The organism is Deltaproteobacteria bacterium (assembly GCA_016219225.1).
Classification (GTDB): domain Bacteria; phylum Desulfobacterota; class RBG-13-43-22; order RBG-13-43-22; family RBG-13-43-22; genus RBG-13-43-22.
Genome location: JACRBX010000076.1, coordinates 1 through 16,500, shown reverse-complemented (window position 1 = coordinate 16,500; position 16,500 = coordinate 1). Strand labels below are relative to the sequence as shown.

Genomic DNA, 16,500 nt, shown 5'->3' with positions numbered 1-16,500 from the left:
CTCTCCTTTTAGTATTATTCTTCCGCTATTTCTTCCTCTTCTTCTATCTGTTCTACCCCAACAATCTCTTTGAGGTATTCCTCATATTCTTCTGCAGTGAGTAATTCATAATAATCGGTTGTTGATGGAATGTCTATTCGGATGATCCAACCATCCTGATAGGGATCTTCGTTGATAATTTCCGGTGCATCCAGTAACTCCTGGTTAACTTCGACAATTTCCCCGCTTAAGGGAGAAAAAAGGTCAACGACTTCATTTTGGGATTCAATAGAGCCCATGGACTCGTCTTTAACCACCTCTTCACCTTCTTCGGGCAGATCGATCCCTGTTATCTCTCCAAGCTCTTCCTGGGCATAATCCGTAATCCCTATCGTGATTCGATTATCATCATCCAAGCGGGCCCAGACATGATCTTTACTGTATCTTAGTTCTTCTAAGATAACCAAAATGCCCTCCCTTTTCAAGCGCAGCCGTTTTTGTTTTTGGTTTGTTTGCCGATCTTTAAAATACTTCTTTCTCTAAACCCTGATGCTCCGGGACAACAAGGAGCATGAAAATGGATTCAAGATTCAAGGGGTTTCAACGAATCCCGCCTTGCGGAAATCGACGAACAACGGCTTCTATTTTCGTACTAAGTTTTCATGCCCGGGGCAGGCACCACGAACAATGAAAATGGTTTTCGCCGAACGCCGAACGCTTAACGCCGAACGGTATTTCCGTATTAAATGAGGTCTAATATAACCAATTAAAATTAGCAAGTTTTTTTTTAAAGGGGGCGGGTTTTTCTCTTATTTTGATAACAATAGAATATAATAGGTAAAAATACCAAAAAGGCACTAATATACTGGGTATCTGACCAGCCTCCCCCTAAAAGTCCCCCCCGGTTATCTCCACGAAAAAATTCAATGGACCAGCGACCAAGGCCGTATAAGATAAGATAAAGAAGAAAGAGCCTTCCGGGGAAACCCGGCCTTTTCCTCAAAAACCATAGAATAAAAAAAATGATCAGGGCCGCCAGGGCCTCATACAATTGCGCGGGGTGTAAAGGGATACCTGTCGGGGCCAGGGATTCGGGGTGATTAAAGATAACCGCCCAGGGACTATCCGTGGCTTTCCCAAAACAGCAACCGGCGGCAAAACACCCTATTCGGCCAAAAACCTGGCCAAGGGCAATGGAAGGGGCCACCAGATCGGCCGTCTCCCAAAAAGGGAGATTTTGTTTCCTCATCATCCAAAGGGCGACTAAGAAACTTAGAATCAAGCCCCCATAAAACACCAAACCCCCTTCCCAGACTTTGAAGAAGGCCCAGGGATGTTCAATATAATAGGGATAATTGATAACGACAAACAGGAGACGGGCCCCTATGATCGCCGAAAGAATGACATAAAAGGAAAGATCCAGGATCTTTTCTGCCGGAATCCCGGTCCGCCGGGCTTCTTTTAGGGCCAGTCCTATCCCCAGCAAAAACCCGAACGCAATAAAAAGGCCGTAAGTATGGATAGGGAAATTTCCGATTTGAAAGAGTATGGGAAACATTTTTAAGCTTTTTTCATAAAGCAAAAGACCAGGAAAAGGACTCCAGTGGTTATGGCCGAATCGGCGATATTAAAAGCCGGCCAGTGATAGCTCCCCCAGAATAAATCCAGAAAATCAATCACCGCCCGGAATCGAAGACGGTCGATCAGGTTGCCAAGGGCCCCTCCAAGAATCCCCCCCAAAGACAAAAGGATCCCGATATTTTGTTGGGGATAAGAAAAGGCAAAGATCAGGATGGCCGACATAGCCACAATAGGGAGCAGGAGCAACAGGATATCCCTCCACACAGGGGCCGATCCTCCCAGGATTCCAAAAGCCACCCCTTTGTTCTGGATATGAACCAGGTTGAAAAAGCCTGGTATGACCGGTTTGGAATAATATAAGGGGAAATGGGTAATAATATATTCCTTGGTCACTACATCCAAAAAAAGGATACCTAAAAAAGAAAGGGCCAAAGGCCAATATTTTTTTATTGCCATAGCGCTCCTTGTTGCTTATTTAATGGCCTGATAACATCGGGAGCAGATGGTCGGATGTTCCGGAAAACGGCCGACCTCTATCCGGTAATTCCAGCACCGTTCACATTTCTCCCCCAGGGCCTTTTCGATCTGGATGATCAGACCCGGAAATTCCGGGCTGGAGAACCCTTCCGAAGGCCCCGTCTCTGAGGTGATTTCCACCTGGGAAACAATAAAAAAGGTCGGTAAAAATCCGACATAGGACTTAATGGCATTCATCAGGGAATCCGGAAGGTGGAGGATCACTCGGGCATCAAGGGGATGGCCGATGAGCTGGGAACGACGGGCTTGCTCCAGGGCCTTGGTCACCTCTGTCCGCAGCTCCAGGAGGAGCTTCCAGCGTTGATCCAATTCCTCATCGAATAAGGGGGGATCGAAACTCGGGAATTGGGTCAGGTGGACGCTTTCGGCCTCTTTATCGGCGGCCGCCAGGCAAGACCAGACCTCCTCGGCGGTAAAAGATAATATAGGGGCCATGAGACGAACCAAGGCCTTCAGGATGATCAGCAGGGCTGTCTGGGCCGACCGGCGTTCCCTGGCTTTGGGAGCCGAGGTATACAGGCGGTCTTTGAGGATGTCTAAATAAAAGGCACTCAGTTCATTGGTACAGAATTGATAAAGGGTATGATAGACCACATGGAATTCATAGTTTTCATAGGCCTTTTTGACACGGGTGATCACCTTCTGTAATTGAAGCAAGGCCCAGCGATCCAATTCTTCCAATTCTTTTATGGTGATCTGGTCCCGGGAAGACTGAAAATCGGAAATATTTCCCAAAAGGAACCGGCAGGTATTGCGGATACGGCGATAGGCCTCAGTCAATTGCTGGAGGATATTCTGAGAAATGCGGATGTCGTCCCGATAATCCTCACCCGAGACCCAAAGGCGCAATATTTCGGCCCCCCATTTTTTAATGACCTCTTCCGGATAAATGACATTTCCCAAAGACTTGGACATCTTCTTGCCTTGACCGTCCACGACAAAACCATGGGTCAATACGGCCTCATAAGGGGCCTCCCCCCGGGTCCCGACAGCCGCTAAGAGGGAACTGTGGAACCAGCCTCGATGTTGATCGCTTCCCTCGAGATACAGATCGGCCGGGGCCCCCAGATAAGGGCGGGCCTCCAAAACGCCGGCAAAACTAACCCCCGAATCGAACCAGACGTCCAGGATGTCCGTTTCTTTTTTAAAACGGTTCCCTTGACAATGGGGACAAATGGTTCCGGGAGGCACTAATTCTTCCTCCGGAAGGGAAAACCAGATATCCGCTCCCTGGTCCAAAATCAGACCCTCCAGATGATTGAGGATCTCACCCGTAATGATCCAGTTGTTACAATTCAGGCAATAAAAGGCCGGAATAGGGACCCCCCAGGACCGCTGGCGGGAAAGACACCAGTCCGGTCGATTCTCCATCATACCCCGAATGCGGTCCCGTCCCCAGGCCGGCATCCAGGTCACGCGCTCGATTTCGGCCAGGGCCTTTTCCCGTAAGGAATTGGCCTCCATGGAGATAAACCATTGCTCGGTGGCCCGGAAGATAACCGGTTTTTTGCACCGCCAGCAATGGGGATAGCTATGCTCGATGGTTTCCTCCCCTTTCAGGGCCTCTACTTCGCGCAGTTTATTTTTGACCGAATCATTGGCCTCAAAGACAAACTGGCCGGCAAAAAATTCGACTTCGGGAAGGAATTTTCCCCCATCATCCAGCGGAGAATAGATATCCAGATGATAGCGTAATCCACTCTCATAATCCTCCTGACCGTGGCCGGGAGCGGTATGAACAATCCCGGTACCGTCCTCTAAGGTCACATAGGGGGCCAGGATCATAACCGACTCCCGCGCATAAAGAGGGTGCCGGGATTTTTTGCCCTCCAGGAATCCGGGGTCCAGGTGGGTTAGAACTACCGGATTTTTCCAGGAGAGCCTCTGGCCGACCTTTTCTAAGAGCCCTTTGGCCAGGATAAAGACCTCGTCCTTTTCCTGAACGGCCACATACTCATAATCGGGATGAAAGGCCAGGGCCAGGTTGGCCGGAATGGTCCAGGGTGTAGTGGTCCAGATGAGGACCGAGACTTTTTTACCTTTCAGGACCGGATATTCTTCGGACAGATCCGTGATCAAAGGAAAGGCCACAAAAATAGAGGGGGAGCTATGAGGCTCGTATTCCACTTCCGCCTCGGCCAGGGCCGTCTTGCAGGAGGTACACCAGTAGATGGGTTTTTTGCTTTTATAAACGCTGCCCTGCAAAGCGAATCGTCCGAACTCCCGGACAATGACCGCCTCATAGGCATAATTCATAGTCAGATAAGGATTATCCCATTCGCCGAAAACCCCCAGTCTTTTAAATTCTTCCCGCTGGATATTAATGTATCTTTCGGCATAGGCCCGGCAGCGCTGCCGGATTTCGGTCTGGCTCAGGGTCTTTCTTTTTGATCCCAGTTCTTTGTCGACCTGGTGTTCAATGGGCAGCCCGTGGCAGTCCCATCCCGGCACATAAGGGGCATCATATCCCGACATCTGTTTGGACTTGATGATGATATCTTTTAAGATCTTATTGAAGGCTGTGCCCATGTGGATATTCCCATTGGCATAGGGCGGGCCGTCATGGAGGATGAATTTTTTCCGGCCTTCCGACGATTCCCGTATTTTTTGATATAATTGTTCCCCATTCCATTTTTTCAGCCATTCCGGTTCTTTTTGGGCCAGGTTGGCTTTCATGGGAAAATCGGTTTTGGGCAGATTCAAGGTCTGTTTGTATTCCATAGGTCCTCCATCAAAAATTTACTCTTTTTCCCTTATCATAAGAGGGGGATATGTCAAGGAGAAATCGGACCTTGCCCCTCTTCACTTTCAGATAACTACTGAAGAGACTTCACTTTTTGAAGGTCAGTTCCAGGGCCAATGCCGGGCCAGAAATTCCAAACTCTGACGGACCCAATCCTCCTGATGAGGTTCGAGGGTGATAAGGGGTTGAAGACCCCCTTCTTTAAGGGAGGCAAAGAACCCTTGAAAATCGATGGACCCTTGACCCAGGGCCAAATGGTCATCCAGGCGGCCATGATTATCGTGAAGATGGAGCATGCCTAAGAAAGGCCCGAGTTGGCCAATCCAGTCTTTTAAGTCCGTTTGGCTGTATAAACGATGGTGCCCCACATCTAAGCAAAAGCGGACCAGTGGAGAGGAAAGGGCCTGAAAAAAGGCCGTCAGGGTCCCGGTGTCTTTTTCAAAGACATTTTCCACCATCAGGGGGGTCCTGGTTTTTTCGAGTTGAGGAAGCAATCGGAAAAAGGATTCGCAGATATTTTTTAGCCATCTTTCCTGATCGTCCCGGTAATGACGGGCTTCATAGGCGGCATGGCAGACGACCCAACGGGGTTTATATAAAGTAATCAATTCCAGCACCTGCTCCATCCGTTCCAGAGAAACCTTGCGAATCTTCGAATCGATGGCCCCTAAAGAAAGGTCCAGAAACGGGGCATGAAAAGAACACCGAAGTCCGGCCTTGAATAATTCCTGGGCCACCCTTTTGAAATCCTCAATTGGAACGGTATCTAAGACATTGGAATCCAGACCGATCTCCGGCTGGATTTGATCAGAAAGGATCAAGGGCAGATATTGATCCCTGAGCATGAAAAAAGGGACCGCTACATGGACGTTGGAAAAAAGTGGACTCATCATTTTAATAGGACTTTCTTGAGGTTCGCTCCTGTTTAGTTTGAAAATAGGATTCCAGGGTTTTAATTCCAAGCCTTTCACTTGAATCCTTGGCCCCTGGACCCCTTGAATCCTTTTTCATGCTTCGGAGTGCCCCCTTGTGGCATGGAGGGTTTAATTAATCATTGGTTAACACAGCTTCTCCAAATGGGCCAGCGAAAAATACATCTGACGAACCTGTCAAAATAAAAAAGGCAAGCCTTCCGGCTTGCCTTTTTTTGTTCATTTTTGAAAAGGAACTACCGGCCTTTTTCCGCGATCCGTAAACGCAATATGGCCCTCTTCAAGGCCATTTCGGCCCGTGTATAATCAATAGCCTCAGACTTGGCCTGGGCCAGACGTTTTTCGGCCCGCTCTTTAGCTCGCTTGGCCCGATCAATATCGATCTCACGGGCTTTCTCGGCGGCCTCGGCCAGGATGGTTACTTTGTTGTTGGAGACTTCACTGAATCCGCCGGTAACCACCATATATTCCAACTTGTTGTCTTTCCGGTAGCGCAATTCTCCGGTTTGCAGAGTGGTCAGAAAGGGGATGTGGTTAGGCAGGATGCCGAATTCTCCGAAAGCACCGATAGCCATAACAATATCCACCGTTTCACTGGCCACTAATCGATCCGGGGTAACCACTTCTAACTCAAGTTTTTCAGCCATAGTTATTTTCCGTCTCTTGCTGTTTTATCAGGCCGCGGCCAATATCTTGGCGTTTTCCACAGCCTCATCGATCCCGCCGACCATATAGAAAGCCTGTTCCGGCAGGTCGTCATGTTTGCCCTCGATAATCTCCTTAAAACCACGGATGGTTTCTTCAACCTTAACAAACTTACCTTCTTTTCCGGTAAATTCAGCCGCTACAAAGAACGGCTGGGACAGGAAACGCTGTATCCGGCGGGCCCGGCCGACCACCAGTTTATCCTCGTCGGAAAGTTCGTCCATCCCCAGGATGGCTATGATGTCTTGCAGATCCTTATATTTCTGCAGGATCTGCTGAACGTTCCGGGCTACATAATAATGTTCCTGGCCGACAACATTGGGATCCAGGATACGGGAGGTGGAATCCAGGGGGTCCACCGCCGGATAGATACCCAGTTCGGCGATCTGACGGGAAAGCACCACGGTCCCATCCAGGTGGGCAAAGGTCGTTGCCGGTGCCGGGTCGGTCAAGTCGTCGGCAGGCACGTAAACGCACTGAACCGAGGTGATCGAACCTTTGGTAGTGGAGGTAATCCGTTCCTGGAGTTCGCCTAAGTCCGTACCGAGGGTCGGTTGATAACCCACGGCTGAAGGGATGCGGCCTAACAGGGCCGAAACCTCGGAACCGGCCTGGGTGAAACGGAATATATTATCCACAAAAAGGAGCACATCCTGACCTTCCTCATCCCGGTAGTATTCGGCCACCGACAAGGCAGTCAAGGCGATGCGGGCCCTGGCCCCGGGGGGTTCGGTCATCTGACCATAAATCAAGGCCGCTTTCGGCAAAACCCCGGAGTTTTTCATTTCCAGATAGAGGTCGTTCCCTTCACGGGTCCGCTCCCCCACACCGGCAAAAACCGAGATCCCGCCGTGATGCATGGCGATATTGTGGACCATCTCCATCATAACGACGGTCTTGCCCACGCCGGCACCACCGAACATCCCCATCTTGCCTCCTCTGGGGAAGGGGACCAGGAGGTCGATAACCTTCAAGCCGGTCTCCAGGACCTTGACCGAGGTATCTTGTTCCACAAAAGTAGGGGCCGGCCGGTGAATGGGATAATATTTATCGGCCTTAACCGGTCCCAAGCCGTCCACCGGGTCACCAATTACATTCAAAACCCGGCCTAAACCGGGAGCACCTACCGGCACGAGAATCCCCTGACCAGTATCCCGACCGGCCATGCCTCGGACCAGACCATCGGTAGTATCCATGGAAATACAACGGACCACGTTATTTCCCAGGTGTTGAGCCGCCTCGACCACTAAATTCTCCTGACGATCATCAATAGCCGGATTGGTAATACGAATGGCATTGAGGATATTGGGTAATTTCCCTTCCGGGAATTCCAAATCCACAACCGGTCCGATTACCTGTACGATCTTTCCAATGCTTCCTTCGGTTTTTCCGGTTTCCATCTTATTTATGAACCTCCTCCTGATCCGATCGAGTCGGAAATAAATAAATTAATATCTTGAATTAAATCATGACTCGTAATTAGAAATCGTGCTTTCTATCAACCGCGTCTTATTTTTTTAAGGCCTCAGCCCCGCCGACAATATCCATCAACTCTTTAGTAATAGCGCTTTGGCGGGCCTTGTTGTAAATTAAAGTCAGGCTGTTAATCAATTCCTTGCAATTGCGGGTAGCGTTATCCATAGCGGTCATTCGGGCGGCCTGTTCGCTGGCCGCATTTTCCAGCATGCCCCGGTAGATTTGAACATTGACATAACGGGGCAACAGTTCTTGAAAGATCCCCGCTACCGATGGTTCATAAAGATATTCCAGACCTTGGGCCGTCTCCCCTTCCTGTTGCATGGGGGCTATGGGCAGCAGGCGAAGCAATTTGGGCCTTTGAACGCCCATATTAATGAATTCGCCGTAGAGGATATAAACCTCATCCGATCCGCCCATCAGGAAATTTTCAATGACATCCCGGCCGATACCGGCAGCCACTATCATATCAAAGGAACTAAAAATTTCTACATACTGGGAGCGGATACTATATTTTCTTCGTCTATAATATTCGGTCCCTTTTTTACCAACTGAGACCAGGGATAGTTCTATCTGTTCCTGGGTCCGGGCCTTAATAAACTTTTCCCCGGCATTAATCAGATTGACATTGAAGCTTCCGCAAAGACCCCGGTCGGCCGTGAGCGAAATCAATTCCACTTTTTTCACCGGCCTCTGGGTCATCAAAGGAAAGGATTCGGGATCAATCCGGGAAGAGAGGTTATTAATGACCTCTAAGAATTTCCCGGCATAGGGACGGAAATTTTCCATCCGGATCTGGGCACCCCGCAGTTTGGCCGCGGCTACCATGTTCATGGCCTTGGTAATCTGTTGGGTCTTTTTTACGCCCCCGATTTTTCTTCTTATATCTTGCAGTGTCGCCATGCTTCTGACTCTCTATTTATTTATTCGCAGTTTGCTTTGAGCTTTGAGCTTTGAGCTTTGAGCGAATGGCAATTTATTTACTTTGTGCCTGGAACTGGCTTTTAAATTCCCCAATGGCCTTCTTCATCCGTTCTTCCAAATCCTTGCTGATTTCTTTTTTCTCTTTGATTTCAGAAAGGATATCCTGATGCTTGGATTCCATATGGGCAATCATTTGGGGCTCAAACTCTTTCAGCACTTCGACAGAGAGATCATCCAAAAACCCCCGGGCCCCGGCAAAGAGGCTGGTAATCATCTTTTCCATGGGCATGGGCTGGTACTGGGGCTGCTTCAGGATCTCCACCAGCCGGACCCCCCGGTTCAACTGGGCCTGAGTGGACTTATCGAGTTCACTTCCGAACTGGGCAAAGGCGGCCAGTTCCCGGTATTGGGCCAGATCCAGCCTGAGACTTCCGGCCACCTGTTTCATGGCCTTGACCTGGGCATTACCACCGACCCGGGAGACTGAAAGCCCCACGTTGATGGCCGGACGGACCCCTGAGAAAAACAGACTCGGTTCCAGATAAACCTGGCCATCGGTGATGGAAATAACGTTGGTCGGGATGTAGGCCGAGACATCCCCGGCCTGGGTCTCAATGATCGGCAAGGCCGTCAGACTGCCGCCGCCCAGGTCTTCCCGCACCTTGGCCGCCCGTTCGAGCAGACGGGAATGGTTATAAAAGATGTCGCCCGGGAAGGCCTCCCGTCCCGGAGGACGACGAAGGAGCAAGGAAAGCTGCCGGTAAGCCACGGCCTGTTTGGAAAGATCGTCATAGATCACCAGGGCATGACGGCCCGTATCCCGGAAATATTCTCCCATGGTGCAGCCGGCAAAGGCCGCAACATACTGCATGGGGGCCGGGTCGCTGGCACAGGCGGCTACCACCACGGTCTTTTCCAGGACCCCGTTGCGCCGCAAGGCTTCAACGACCTGGGCAACAGTAGATTTCTTCTGCCCGATGGCCACATAAATACAAAAAATATCCGAATCTTTTTGATTGATGATGGCATCTACACACAAGGCGGTTTTACCGATCTGCCGGTCGCCGATGATCAACTCCCGCTGGCCACGGCCGATGGGCGTCATGGCATCAATAGCCTTATACCCGGTATACATGGGTTCTTTCACCGGCTGGCGTTCGATAACCCCGGGGGCCTTTAGTTCAATCTTCCGGAATTCTTTAGCATTAAGCGGGCCCAAACCGTCAATGGGTTGCCCCACGGCATCGATGACCCGGCCCAGGATAGCCTCCCCCACCGGGACTTCGGCAATACGTCCGGTTCGTTTAACCACATCCCCTTCCTTGATATGGAAGTCTTCCCCCAGGACGGCACATCCGACATTGTCTTCTTCCAAGTTCAAGGCAATACCGAAAATACCTCCGGGAAATTCCAGGAGCTCCATGGCCATGGTCTTTTCCACGCCGTATACCCGGGCGATACCATCCCCGACGGAGAGGACCGTCCCGGTCTCGCTAAGCTCTACTTTTTTATCAAAATCTTGAATCTGCTGTCTTATAACTTGACTGATTTCTTCGGCTCTGATTTCCATCTTAGATACCCTCACCCCTTCTTAAGGATTCTTTTAAACTCTTAAGTTGAGTTCGTAAACTTCCATCCAAGGTCAAATCCCCTACCTGGGCGATAATCCCGCCTATGATGGAAGGATCTTGATTGACCGTAACGATAACTTCTTTTTGAACAACCTCTTTCAAGGCCGCCTGAATTCTTTTAATGATATCCTCACTGAGCTGGACCGCTGTGGTGACCATGGCCCTTTTAATATTGGAGAGTTCATCGGTCAACTGCGCATAGAATAGACTAATATCCTCCACATACCGGATCCGACCCTTGGTTAATAGAAGCTGAATAAAATTATTAATGGTTTGGGAGAACCCGGTCTTGTTAAGAATCGCTTTCAGGAGATTGCTCCGACTGGTAAAATCATAAATCGGGCTCTGGAGGACATAGCGGGCCTGGGTTTCTCTCTTTAGCAAATCACTAAAGGCTTTTAGCTCTTCCCCGTACTTAAGATAGTTCCCGTCTTCTTTTCCCAAGGAGAGGAGAGCCCTGGCATATCTTCGGGAAACAGTAAAATTTCTCACTTAATGGGTCACCACCTTTGCTAAGTATTCACCGATCAGGACTTTTTGATCGTTCTCGGTGATATTCTTTTTCAATATATCTTCGGCCATCTGGACGGCCATCTCGGCCAGTTCTTGCCTCAATGAGAGGTTGGCCTTCTGGATTTCCTGTTGGATGGTTATTTGGGTCTGTTCGACGATACGGGAAGCCACTTTTTGGGCATTTTCAACAATTTTTCGTTGTTCCTTTTCCCCTTCGGCCTTAAATTCGGCCAGGATGGCCTCTCTTTCCCCTTTAATATTGGCAATCCTCTTTTCCAGGGCCTGATATTCCTTTTTGGCCTCCTCTTTTTTGGTCTCTAACTCCTGCAATTCCCTTTCAATGGAATCACGGCGGCTGGCCAATCCTTGTTTCAGGGGTTTTCGAAGCAGTATAAAGAGGACCACAAAAAAGATGATAAAATTAATCGAGCGGTACAAGAGGTCCAACAGTCTGGCTGTTGTTTCACCGCCGTGGGCCGCTGCCGCCCCGTGCCCAGTCGCCCCTTCCCCTCCGGAAGAGGCATAAACCAGCCCCCCATAGAGAAAGATGAGGGCGATTAGGGGAAGATGGATTTTCAGGAAGTTGAAGAGATTACGCAAACAAGAAGTTGAAGAAAAAGAAAAAAATCTGGGCATTTACATCGTCCTCCCTAAGATCTTCTGGGCTATTTCCTGGGAGAAGTTGGCTACTTCGCCGGAAAGCTTTTTGCGGGCCTCCTCTACTTGTTGGGCAACTTTTTGCCGGTTTAGGGAAAGTTCGGCTTCCGCCTTCAGGTTGGCTTCCTGAAAAAGTTTTTTTTCTGCTTCCTGGCCCTGTAATTTAAAAATATTTTTTTGTTCGAAGCCTGCTTTCCGGGCCTGCTGCAACTGGTTCTGATAATCCTCCTCCTTTTGTATCCTGTCCGTTTGGGCCTTTTTGGCCTCCTCTTCTAACAGGCCGACCTTGTCGGCCCTCTGTTTCAATATGTTACGGATAGGTCGGTAGAGGAGGGCATTCAATATGAGCATTAACAAAAGGAAATTGACAATTTGGAAAATAAGGGATTGATCTATATTAATCATCTTTTTTACCCTTCCTGCAAGTTGAGAAAGATTAATCTGGAAGCAATAAAAGAAGTGTTTACGATATTAATGATTTTTTTCACACAACTTAAACAGAGCCTTCTTATCGTATTTTTTATCCCATGTCAAAGGTTTTTTGAAAAAAATATAGCTTTTTTGGATTCGGAGAGAGCCCTTCTCTGGGAATCTCATAAAAAGTCGTCATTCCCGTGCAGGCGAGAACCCAGGTCACCTAAAAACCAAATAAAACCAGTTGATTTAACCTTTTGAAAAGATTTAAATTAAGGGTAAAATAATGATCCAGAATAAAATTCAAATCGACGAAAAGGACTTCGAATTCATCAAGAAGGCCTACAAGACCCTTTCCTATAAAAGTCTCAGTCATTATATGCAGGAGGCGATTCGGGCCAGGGTGCGGGAAGATCGGAAAAAGTGGAAGGCCCTCCAACGATCGCTGGCCATGGAACAGATCGGCCGCGGGTCCTATGAAAACCACTTTGAAAGCCTATTGCCATAATCTTTGACCCCAGGCCGGGGCTTAATCGCCTTCGGCCTGGGGTGTGATTGATCAGATCAAAGAGGGAGCCTTGCGCCTTACTCCTTGAACCTTATTTCTTATGTTCGTACCAGCCGGCCCCGGTCTTGCGGCCCAGGCGATTGGCCCGGACCATGGTTTTATGCAGGTTCGGAACCGCCCATTTGCTCTCTTTATTCAGTTCCTGATAAAAATAATCGGCTACGTTTTTGCAGATATCCAGACCGGTCAGGTCCATCAACTCAAAAGGACCCATGGGATAGTTGAGCCCCAGTTTGACCGCCTTATCGACATCCTCCGGGGTGGCAATGCCTTCTTCAACGATCTTAACGGCCTCGATCATGTGGGGGATCATGATCCGGTTGACCACGAACCCCGGGGAATCCTTTTTGACCTCAATCGTCTCTTTGCCCATCTTTTTGGCTAAATCGGCAGTAACTTGAACGGTTTCATCGCTGGTTTGATAGGCCCGGATGATCTCGACCAGACGCATTAAGGGCACGGGGATGAAAAAGTGCATACCCACTACCTTGTCCGGCCGCTGGGTGGCAACGGCGATCTCGGTAATCGACATGGAAGAGGTATTGGTGGCCAGGATGGTCTCCGGTTTGCAAATCCCGTCCAGTTCCTTAAAAACCGCTTTCTTTAAATTTAGGTCTTCCAGGACCGCCTCGATGACCAGATCCACATCCTTGAGGTCGGCCATGCTGGTGGTCCCTTTGATCCGGCCCAGGATTTCATTCTTCTGGTCTTCGGTCATCTTGCCCTTTTCCACGCTCTTGCTCAAGAAACGGGTAATGTTTTTAACACCGTTTTCTACAAACCGGTCTTCCACATCCCGCATCACCACAGAACAGCCTATCTGGGCGGCTACCTGAGCGATCCCATTGCCCATGGTGCCGGCGCCAACGACGCCAATTTTTTTTATCTCCATTGTAAACCTCCTTTTATAATTTTGGACAGAGACTACACCATCCCTCCCTTTTTTGTCAATCGGGATTAGAGCCTCGCCCCTTTTTGGTCAGGGTTAATCCCTTGACAGTCTTCAGAAAAATGGCTATTTATTAATGGGTGGTGTTAAAGAATCGAAATTTGAAATAGGGGCGGCCATGGGTGCAATGCAACCTCAAGAACAATCCTTCAGTAATCCGGTCGATTTTTTTTCAGACCCTGTCCAATCTTTAACCGAAAAAGGAGACCTTTTTGAGAAAGGATGCCCTCCACCGCTCTGGTTGGCCCTCTGGCTGGAATCATTTCTGATGGCCGGAGGGGGATGGCTGAAAAAAGAATGGCCCCGATTGTCCCCGGAGGCCCAGAGGGTTTTGGGGATTGAGATCCTTAAATGCTATTTGTACCAGCCCCTGTTTCTCCGGCTTTCCAGCGAAGGAAGACCAGCAACCCCTGGATCAAAATTTATTTTAAAAAGACAAGGACAACTTCTCCAGGTTGAGATCGGAAGCGGACCGGCCCGGAAAATTCAATTCTGTTATCCCCTGGCCCATTCCCGGCTCTGGATGGATTTGTTGACGGTATTTGAAGAGGAATTATTTTCTTTCCGAGAAATATTTAAAAACCTCGAACCGGGATTGCGTATGGCTTCCTCTTCCCGTCTGGAAGCAATTCGGCAGCGGGCCGAAACCCTCCATTCCTTTTTCTTGAAATGGCAAGGCCCGTCTGTTTTTCGATCGTTGAAATCCGATGAGACGACCGATCAGAATATTGTTCCGCCCTCCGCTCCAAAACCCAAAAAAAAGGGAAAAGGTAAAAGTGTCCCCGATCAGATGAAAATGTTTTAGTTAAGGAGCCCCTTCATGAAAATCCAGGATAACCTCCATGCCTTTATTTGGCGCAATCCCCAGGCCAATGACTGTAACACCTATCTGATCAAAGGGTCTAAGACGATCCTTATTGACCCAGGCCACCTCCATCTTTTTGATCATGTCCGGGTTGGGCTTATGGACCTCAACCTGACCCCGGAACAAATCGACCTGGTCATTATCACCCACGGTCATCCGGATCATCTGGAGGCCGCCGCCCTTTTTAAGAAACCGACCTTAATCACCATGAGCCTGACCGAATACGAATTTGTCAAAGATTGGACCGGCCGTCAAGTCTGGGACCAGGGCAACGGATTTGAACCGGACTTCTTTCTCCAGGAGGGAGGGCTGACCATAGGGGACCAGACCTTTCAGGTTCTGGCCACACCCGGGCATTCTCCCGGCTCTATCTGTCTTTATTGGCCTGAACACAAGGCCTTATTTACCGGGGACCTTATTTTCAATCAGGGAATAGGGCGGACCGATCTACCCGGGGGTGATGGGGGACTTCTCAAGGAGAGTATCAAGCGGATAGCCAATTTGGATAGTGAATGGGTATTAAGCGGTCATGGCGAGGTGATCAAGGGCAAGAAGGCCGTGGAGGAAAATTTCCGGATGATTGAAAGCTATTGGTTTAATTATCTGTGATGATTTGGCAAGAGATCTCCAAGGGATCATGGCCCATGAATTGAGCAAATCCCGCCTTAAAGCCCGGCGATTTTATCCCTGCAGGCTTGAATTTCCTGTTCATAAAAATGCTTCCAGGACGGATCAGGGTCCAGGTTGGGAACAACGGCTGATCCGTTGATGCCTTGGACCGACAGTCGTTTTTTGAGAACATTCGCAAAATAGTCCTTTTGTTGCTCCACCTGTTGGGTGAATGATGCGAGGACCTCCCGGTAAGGTTCTGACGGCAGGGCGAGCAGGATTTTGATTAATTCAAATCGTTTCTCATTATTCCCTTCAGGATTCAGTCCTTCGACTAATTCTTTTTTTAACATTTTTTTCCATCCCGAAATGGGCTCTTTTTCCAGAAGTTCGGTTTTAACCCGTCTGATATCTGCCAGGTCGTCCAGGAATTTCTGGATCCAACCCCGGGCCTTTTTCAACCATTCCTGACAGCGGATTTCTTCTTTTTCTTCCGAGCTCATGGTCAGGTTCTTGGTCTTTTCCATGATCAGGTCCAGGGTGCTTTTGATCTCTCCCATTATGTCCCTCAAAAGAATGACGTTACACATACTATTGGCCTTAAGCTTTTTCTCGTCACCCGTCACTCGTCACTTGCTACTTAGGCATGTCCGACGGCATCAGAAAGCAAGCTCAAGTCAATGCCGATGGACTTAGCGGACTGTTCCCAGCGTTTTTCCACCGGAGTCTTAAAAAGGATGGTTTCGTTCACCGGACAGGTCAGCCAGGCATTGGCCATGATTTCGGCTTCCAACTGCCCGGGCCCCCAGCCGGCGCAACCCAGGGCGAGGACAAAGGTTTCCGGTCCTTTCCCTCGGGCCAGGGATTCCAGGATGTCTCTGGAGTTACTTAAGGCCAGCGAGGGGGTCACGGGATGAAGGCCTTCCCATTCAAAAGGCGGCCCATGGAGTACGAAGATCTGCCCCTTATGGACCGGTCCCCCTACATAAACGGGTTTGGTGTCCCTGTCGGAGATGGAATCAAGACCCAGCTCCTGAAAGACCGTCCCGCAGGTCAAATCCGGTAAGACCCGGTTGATCACCAACCCCAAGGCCCCTTCCAGGGTATGTTCGCAGATACAGGTCACGGTCTGAGAAAAATTGGGATCCGACAGGCTGGGCATGGCAATAAGAAAATGGCCTTTAAGGGATGTCCCGGTCTCCTTTTTCCAACTCATAAAGCCTCCGGCAGATATTTTAGGTATTTTATGGGTTGTCCGGACGATTGTCAAGAATTGCCTTAAGAAGATGAGTAAATGATAAGAGGTGTTGTTAAGAGCTTGACCCGCTGAAAAGGATTTGGTAATTTTAAGGTATGGGCGGACGATTTGGGAAATACGGTGATACCAAGCGGAAAAAAATTCTCCGCAAGGGCCGAT

The 16,500-nt window shown here is 49.2% G+C and carries 18 protein-coding genes; 3 read left to right on the top strand and 15 right to left on the bottom strand.

The genetic code is table 11. From position 1 onward, the window contains the following. Positions 1 to 14: 14 nt before the first annotated feature. The 12 genes from gcvH to HY879_06415 form a co-directional block, all read right to left on the bottom strand. Positions 15 to 446 (bottom strand): glycine cleavage system protein GcvH, encoded by a 432-nt coding sequence (gene gcvH / locus HY879_06470; GenBank protein MBI5602982.1) that lies wholly within the window; start codon positions 444 to 446, stop codon positions 15 to 17. A 320-nt stretch (positions 447 to 766) separates the two neighbouring features. Next, the gene (gene lgt / locus HY879_06465; GenBank protein MBI5602981.1) at positions 767 to 1,537 is read right to left on the bottom strand and encodes a prolipoprotein diacylglyceryl transferase; all 771 of its coding nucleotides are present in this window, start codon (positions 1,535 to 1,537) and stop codon (positions 767 to 769) included. Positions 1,538 to 1,539: 2 nt separating this feature from the next. Next, complete coding sequence (gene lspA / locus HY879_06460) at positions 1,540 to 2,016, bottom strand: signal peptidase II (GenBank protein ID MBI5602980.1); 477 nt, start codon at positions 2,014 to 2,016, stop codon at positions 1,540 to 1,542. Between the two features lie 15 nt (positions 2,017 to 2,031). Further along, complete coding sequence (gene ileS / locus HY879_06455) at positions 2,032 to 4,818, bottom strand: isoleucine--tRNA ligase (protein ID MBI5602979.1); 2,787 nt, start codon at positions 4,816 to 4,818, stop codon at positions 2,032 to 2,034. 123 nt (positions 4,819 to 4,941) lie between these two features. Continuing rightward, on the bottom strand, positions 4,942 to 5,733 hold the full coding sequence (locus HY879_06450) for a sugar phosphate isomerase/epimerase (protein MBI5602978.1): 792 nt from the start codon (positions 5,731 to 5,733) through the stop codon (positions 4,942 to 4,944). A gap of 275 nt (positions 5,734 to 6,008) precedes the next feature. After that, a complete protein-coding gene (locus HY879_06445) occupies positions 6,009 to 6,419 on the bottom strand; it encodes a F0F1 ATP synthase subunit epsilon (GenBank protein ID MBI5602977.1) in 411 nt (136 codons plus the stop codon). A gap of 27 nt (positions 6,420 to 6,446) precedes the next feature. Beyond that, positions 6,447 to 7,877 (bottom strand): F0F1 ATP synthase subunit beta, encoded by a 1,431-nt coding sequence (gene atpD, locus HY879_06440; protein ID MBI5602976.1) that lies wholly within the window; start codon positions 7,875 to 7,877, stop codon positions 6,447 to 6,449. A gap of 109 nt (positions 7,878 to 7,986) precedes the next feature. After that, complete coding sequence (gene atpG, locus HY879_06435) at positions 7,987 to 8,856, bottom strand: ATP synthase F1 subunit gamma (protein MBI5602975.1); 870 nt, start codon at positions 8,854 to 8,856, stop codon at positions 7,987 to 7,989. A gap of 73 nt (positions 8,857 to 8,929) precedes the next feature. Beyond that, positions 8,930 to 10,447 (bottom strand): F0F1 ATP synthase subunit alpha, encoded by a 1,518-nt coding sequence (locus HY879_06430; protein ID MBI5602974.1) that lies wholly within the window; start codon positions 10,445 to 10,447, stop codon positions 8,930 to 8,932. Between the two features lies 1 nt (position 10,448). Beyond that, a complete protein-coding gene (gene atpH, locus HY879_06425) occupies positions 10,449 to 11,000 on the bottom strand; it encodes an ATP synthase F1 subunit delta (GenBank protein ID MBI5602973.1) in 552 nt (183 codons plus the stop codon). Continuing rightward, positions 11,001 to 11,657: a F0F1 ATP synthase subunit B gene (gene atpF / locus HY879_06420; GenBank protein MBI5602972.1), complete on the bottom strand. Its 657-nt coding sequence runs from the start codon at positions 11,655 to 11,657 to the stop codon at positions 11,001 to 11,003. Beyond that, entirely contained in the window at positions 11,658 to 12,083 is a 426-nt protein-coding gene (locus tag HY879_06415; protein MBI5602971.1) for an ATPase, read from the bottom strand. It lies immediately after the preceding gene. Positions 12,084 to 12,375: 292 nt separating this feature from the next. On the opposite strand from HY879_06415, the gene HY879_06410 reads away from it, so the two are divergent. Next, entirely contained in the window at positions 12,376 to 12,600 is a 225-nt protein-coding gene (locus HY879_06410) for a crotonobetainyl-CoA--carnitine CoA-transferase (protein ID MBI5602970.1), read from the top strand. A gap of 91 nt (positions 12,601 to 12,691) precedes the next feature. Here the strand turns inward: HY879_06410 and HY879_06405 are convergent, their stop codons facing one another. After that, positions 12,692 to 13,552 (bottom strand): 3-hydroxybutyryl-CoA dehydrogenase, encoded by an 861-nt coding sequence (locus HY879_06405; protein ID MBI5602969.1) that lies wholly within the window; start codon positions 13,550 to 13,552, stop codon positions 12,692 to 12,694. A gap of 175 nt (positions 13,553 to 13,727) precedes the next feature. On the opposite strand from HY879_06405, the gene HY879_06400 reads away from it, so the two are divergent. Together HY879_06400 and HY879_06395 are read left to right on the top strand one after the other, a co-directional pair. Next, positions 13,728 to 14,414: a hypothetical protein gene (locus tag HY879_06400; protein ID MBI5602968.1), complete on the top strand. Its 687-nt coding sequence runs from the start codon at positions 13,728 to 13,730 to the stop codon at positions 14,412 to 14,414. 15 nt (positions 14,415 to 14,429) lie between these two features. Beyond that, a complete protein-coding gene (locus HY879_06395) occupies positions 14,430 to 15,083 on the top strand; it encodes an MBL fold metallo-hydrolase (protein ID MBI5602967.1) in 654 nt (217 codons plus the stop codon). Between the two features lie 56 nt (positions 15,084 to 15,139). Here HY879_06395 and HY879_06390 read toward each other — a convergent pair whose 3' ends face one another. After that, positions 15,140 to 15,643, bottom strand: a complete 504-nt coding sequence (locus tag HY879_06390; protein ID MBI5602966.1) for a hypothetical protein — start codon at positions 15,641 to 15,643, stop codon at positions 15,140 to 15,142. 80 nt (positions 15,644 to 15,723) lie between these two features. Further along, positions 15,724 to 16,299, bottom strand: coding sequence for a YqgE/AlgH family protein (locus tag HY879_06385; GenBank protein MBI5602965.1), 576 nt, complete (start codon positions 16,297 to 16,299; stop codon positions 15,724 to 15,726). Positions 16,300 to 16,500 lie beyond the last annotated feature (201 nt).

Coding starts and splice junctions, on each gene's coding strand:
- lgt (MBI5602981.1), bottom strand. CDS start 1,537: ATGTTTCCCATACTCTTTCAAATCGGAAATTTCCCTATCCATACTTAC.
- lspA (MBI5602980.1), bottom strand. CDS start 2,016: ATGGCAATAAAAAAATATTGGCCTTTGGCCCTTTCTTTTTTAGGTATC.
- ileS (MBI5602979.1), bottom strand. CDS start 4,818: ATGGAATACAAACAGACCTTGAATCTGCCCAAAACCGATTTTCCCATG.
- HY879_06450 (MBI5602978.1), bottom strand. CDS start 5,733: ATGATGAGTCCACTTTTTTCCAACGTCCATGTAGCGGTCCCTTTTTTC.
- HY879_06445 (MBI5602977.1), bottom strand. CDS start 6,419: ATGGCTGAAAAACTTGAGTTAGAAGTGGTTACCCCGGATCGATTAGTG.
- atpD (MBI5602976.1), bottom strand. CDS start 7,877: ATGGAAACCGGAAAAACCGAAGGAAGCATTGGAAAGATCGTACAGGTA.
- atpG (MBI5602975.1), bottom strand. CDS start 8,856: ATGGCGACACTGCAAGATATAAGAAGAAAAATCGGGGGCGTAAAAAAG.
- HY879_06430 (MBI5602974.1), bottom strand. CDS start 10,447: ATGGAAATCAGAGCCGAAGAAATCAGTCAAGTTATAAGACAGCAGATT.
- atpF (MBI5602972.1), bottom strand. CDS start 11,657: ATGCCCAGATTTTTTTCTTTTTCTTCAACTTCTTGTTTGCGTAATCTC.
- HY879_06415 (MBI5602971.1), bottom strand. CDS start 12,083: ATGATTAATATAGATCAATCCCTTATTTTCCAAATTGTCAATTTCCTT.
- HY879_06405 (MBI5602969.1), bottom strand. CDS start 13,552: ATGGAGATAAAAAAAATTGGCGTCGTTGGCGCCGGCACCATGGGCAAT.
- HY879_06400 (MBI5602968.1), top strand. CDS start 13,728: ATGGGTGCAATGCAACCTCAAGAACAATCCTTCAGTAATCCGGTCGAT.
- HY879_06395 (MBI5602967.1), top strand. CDS start 14,430: ATGAAAATCCAGGATAACCTCCATGCCTTTATTTGGCGCAATCCCCAG.
- HY879_06390 (MBI5602966.1), bottom strand. CDS start 15,643: ATGGGAGAGATCAAAAGCACCCTGGACCTGATCATGGAAAAGACCAAG.
- HY879_06385 (MBI5602965.1), bottom strand. CDS start 16,299: ATGAGTTGGAAAAAGGAGACCGGGACATCCCTTAAAGGCCATTTTCTT.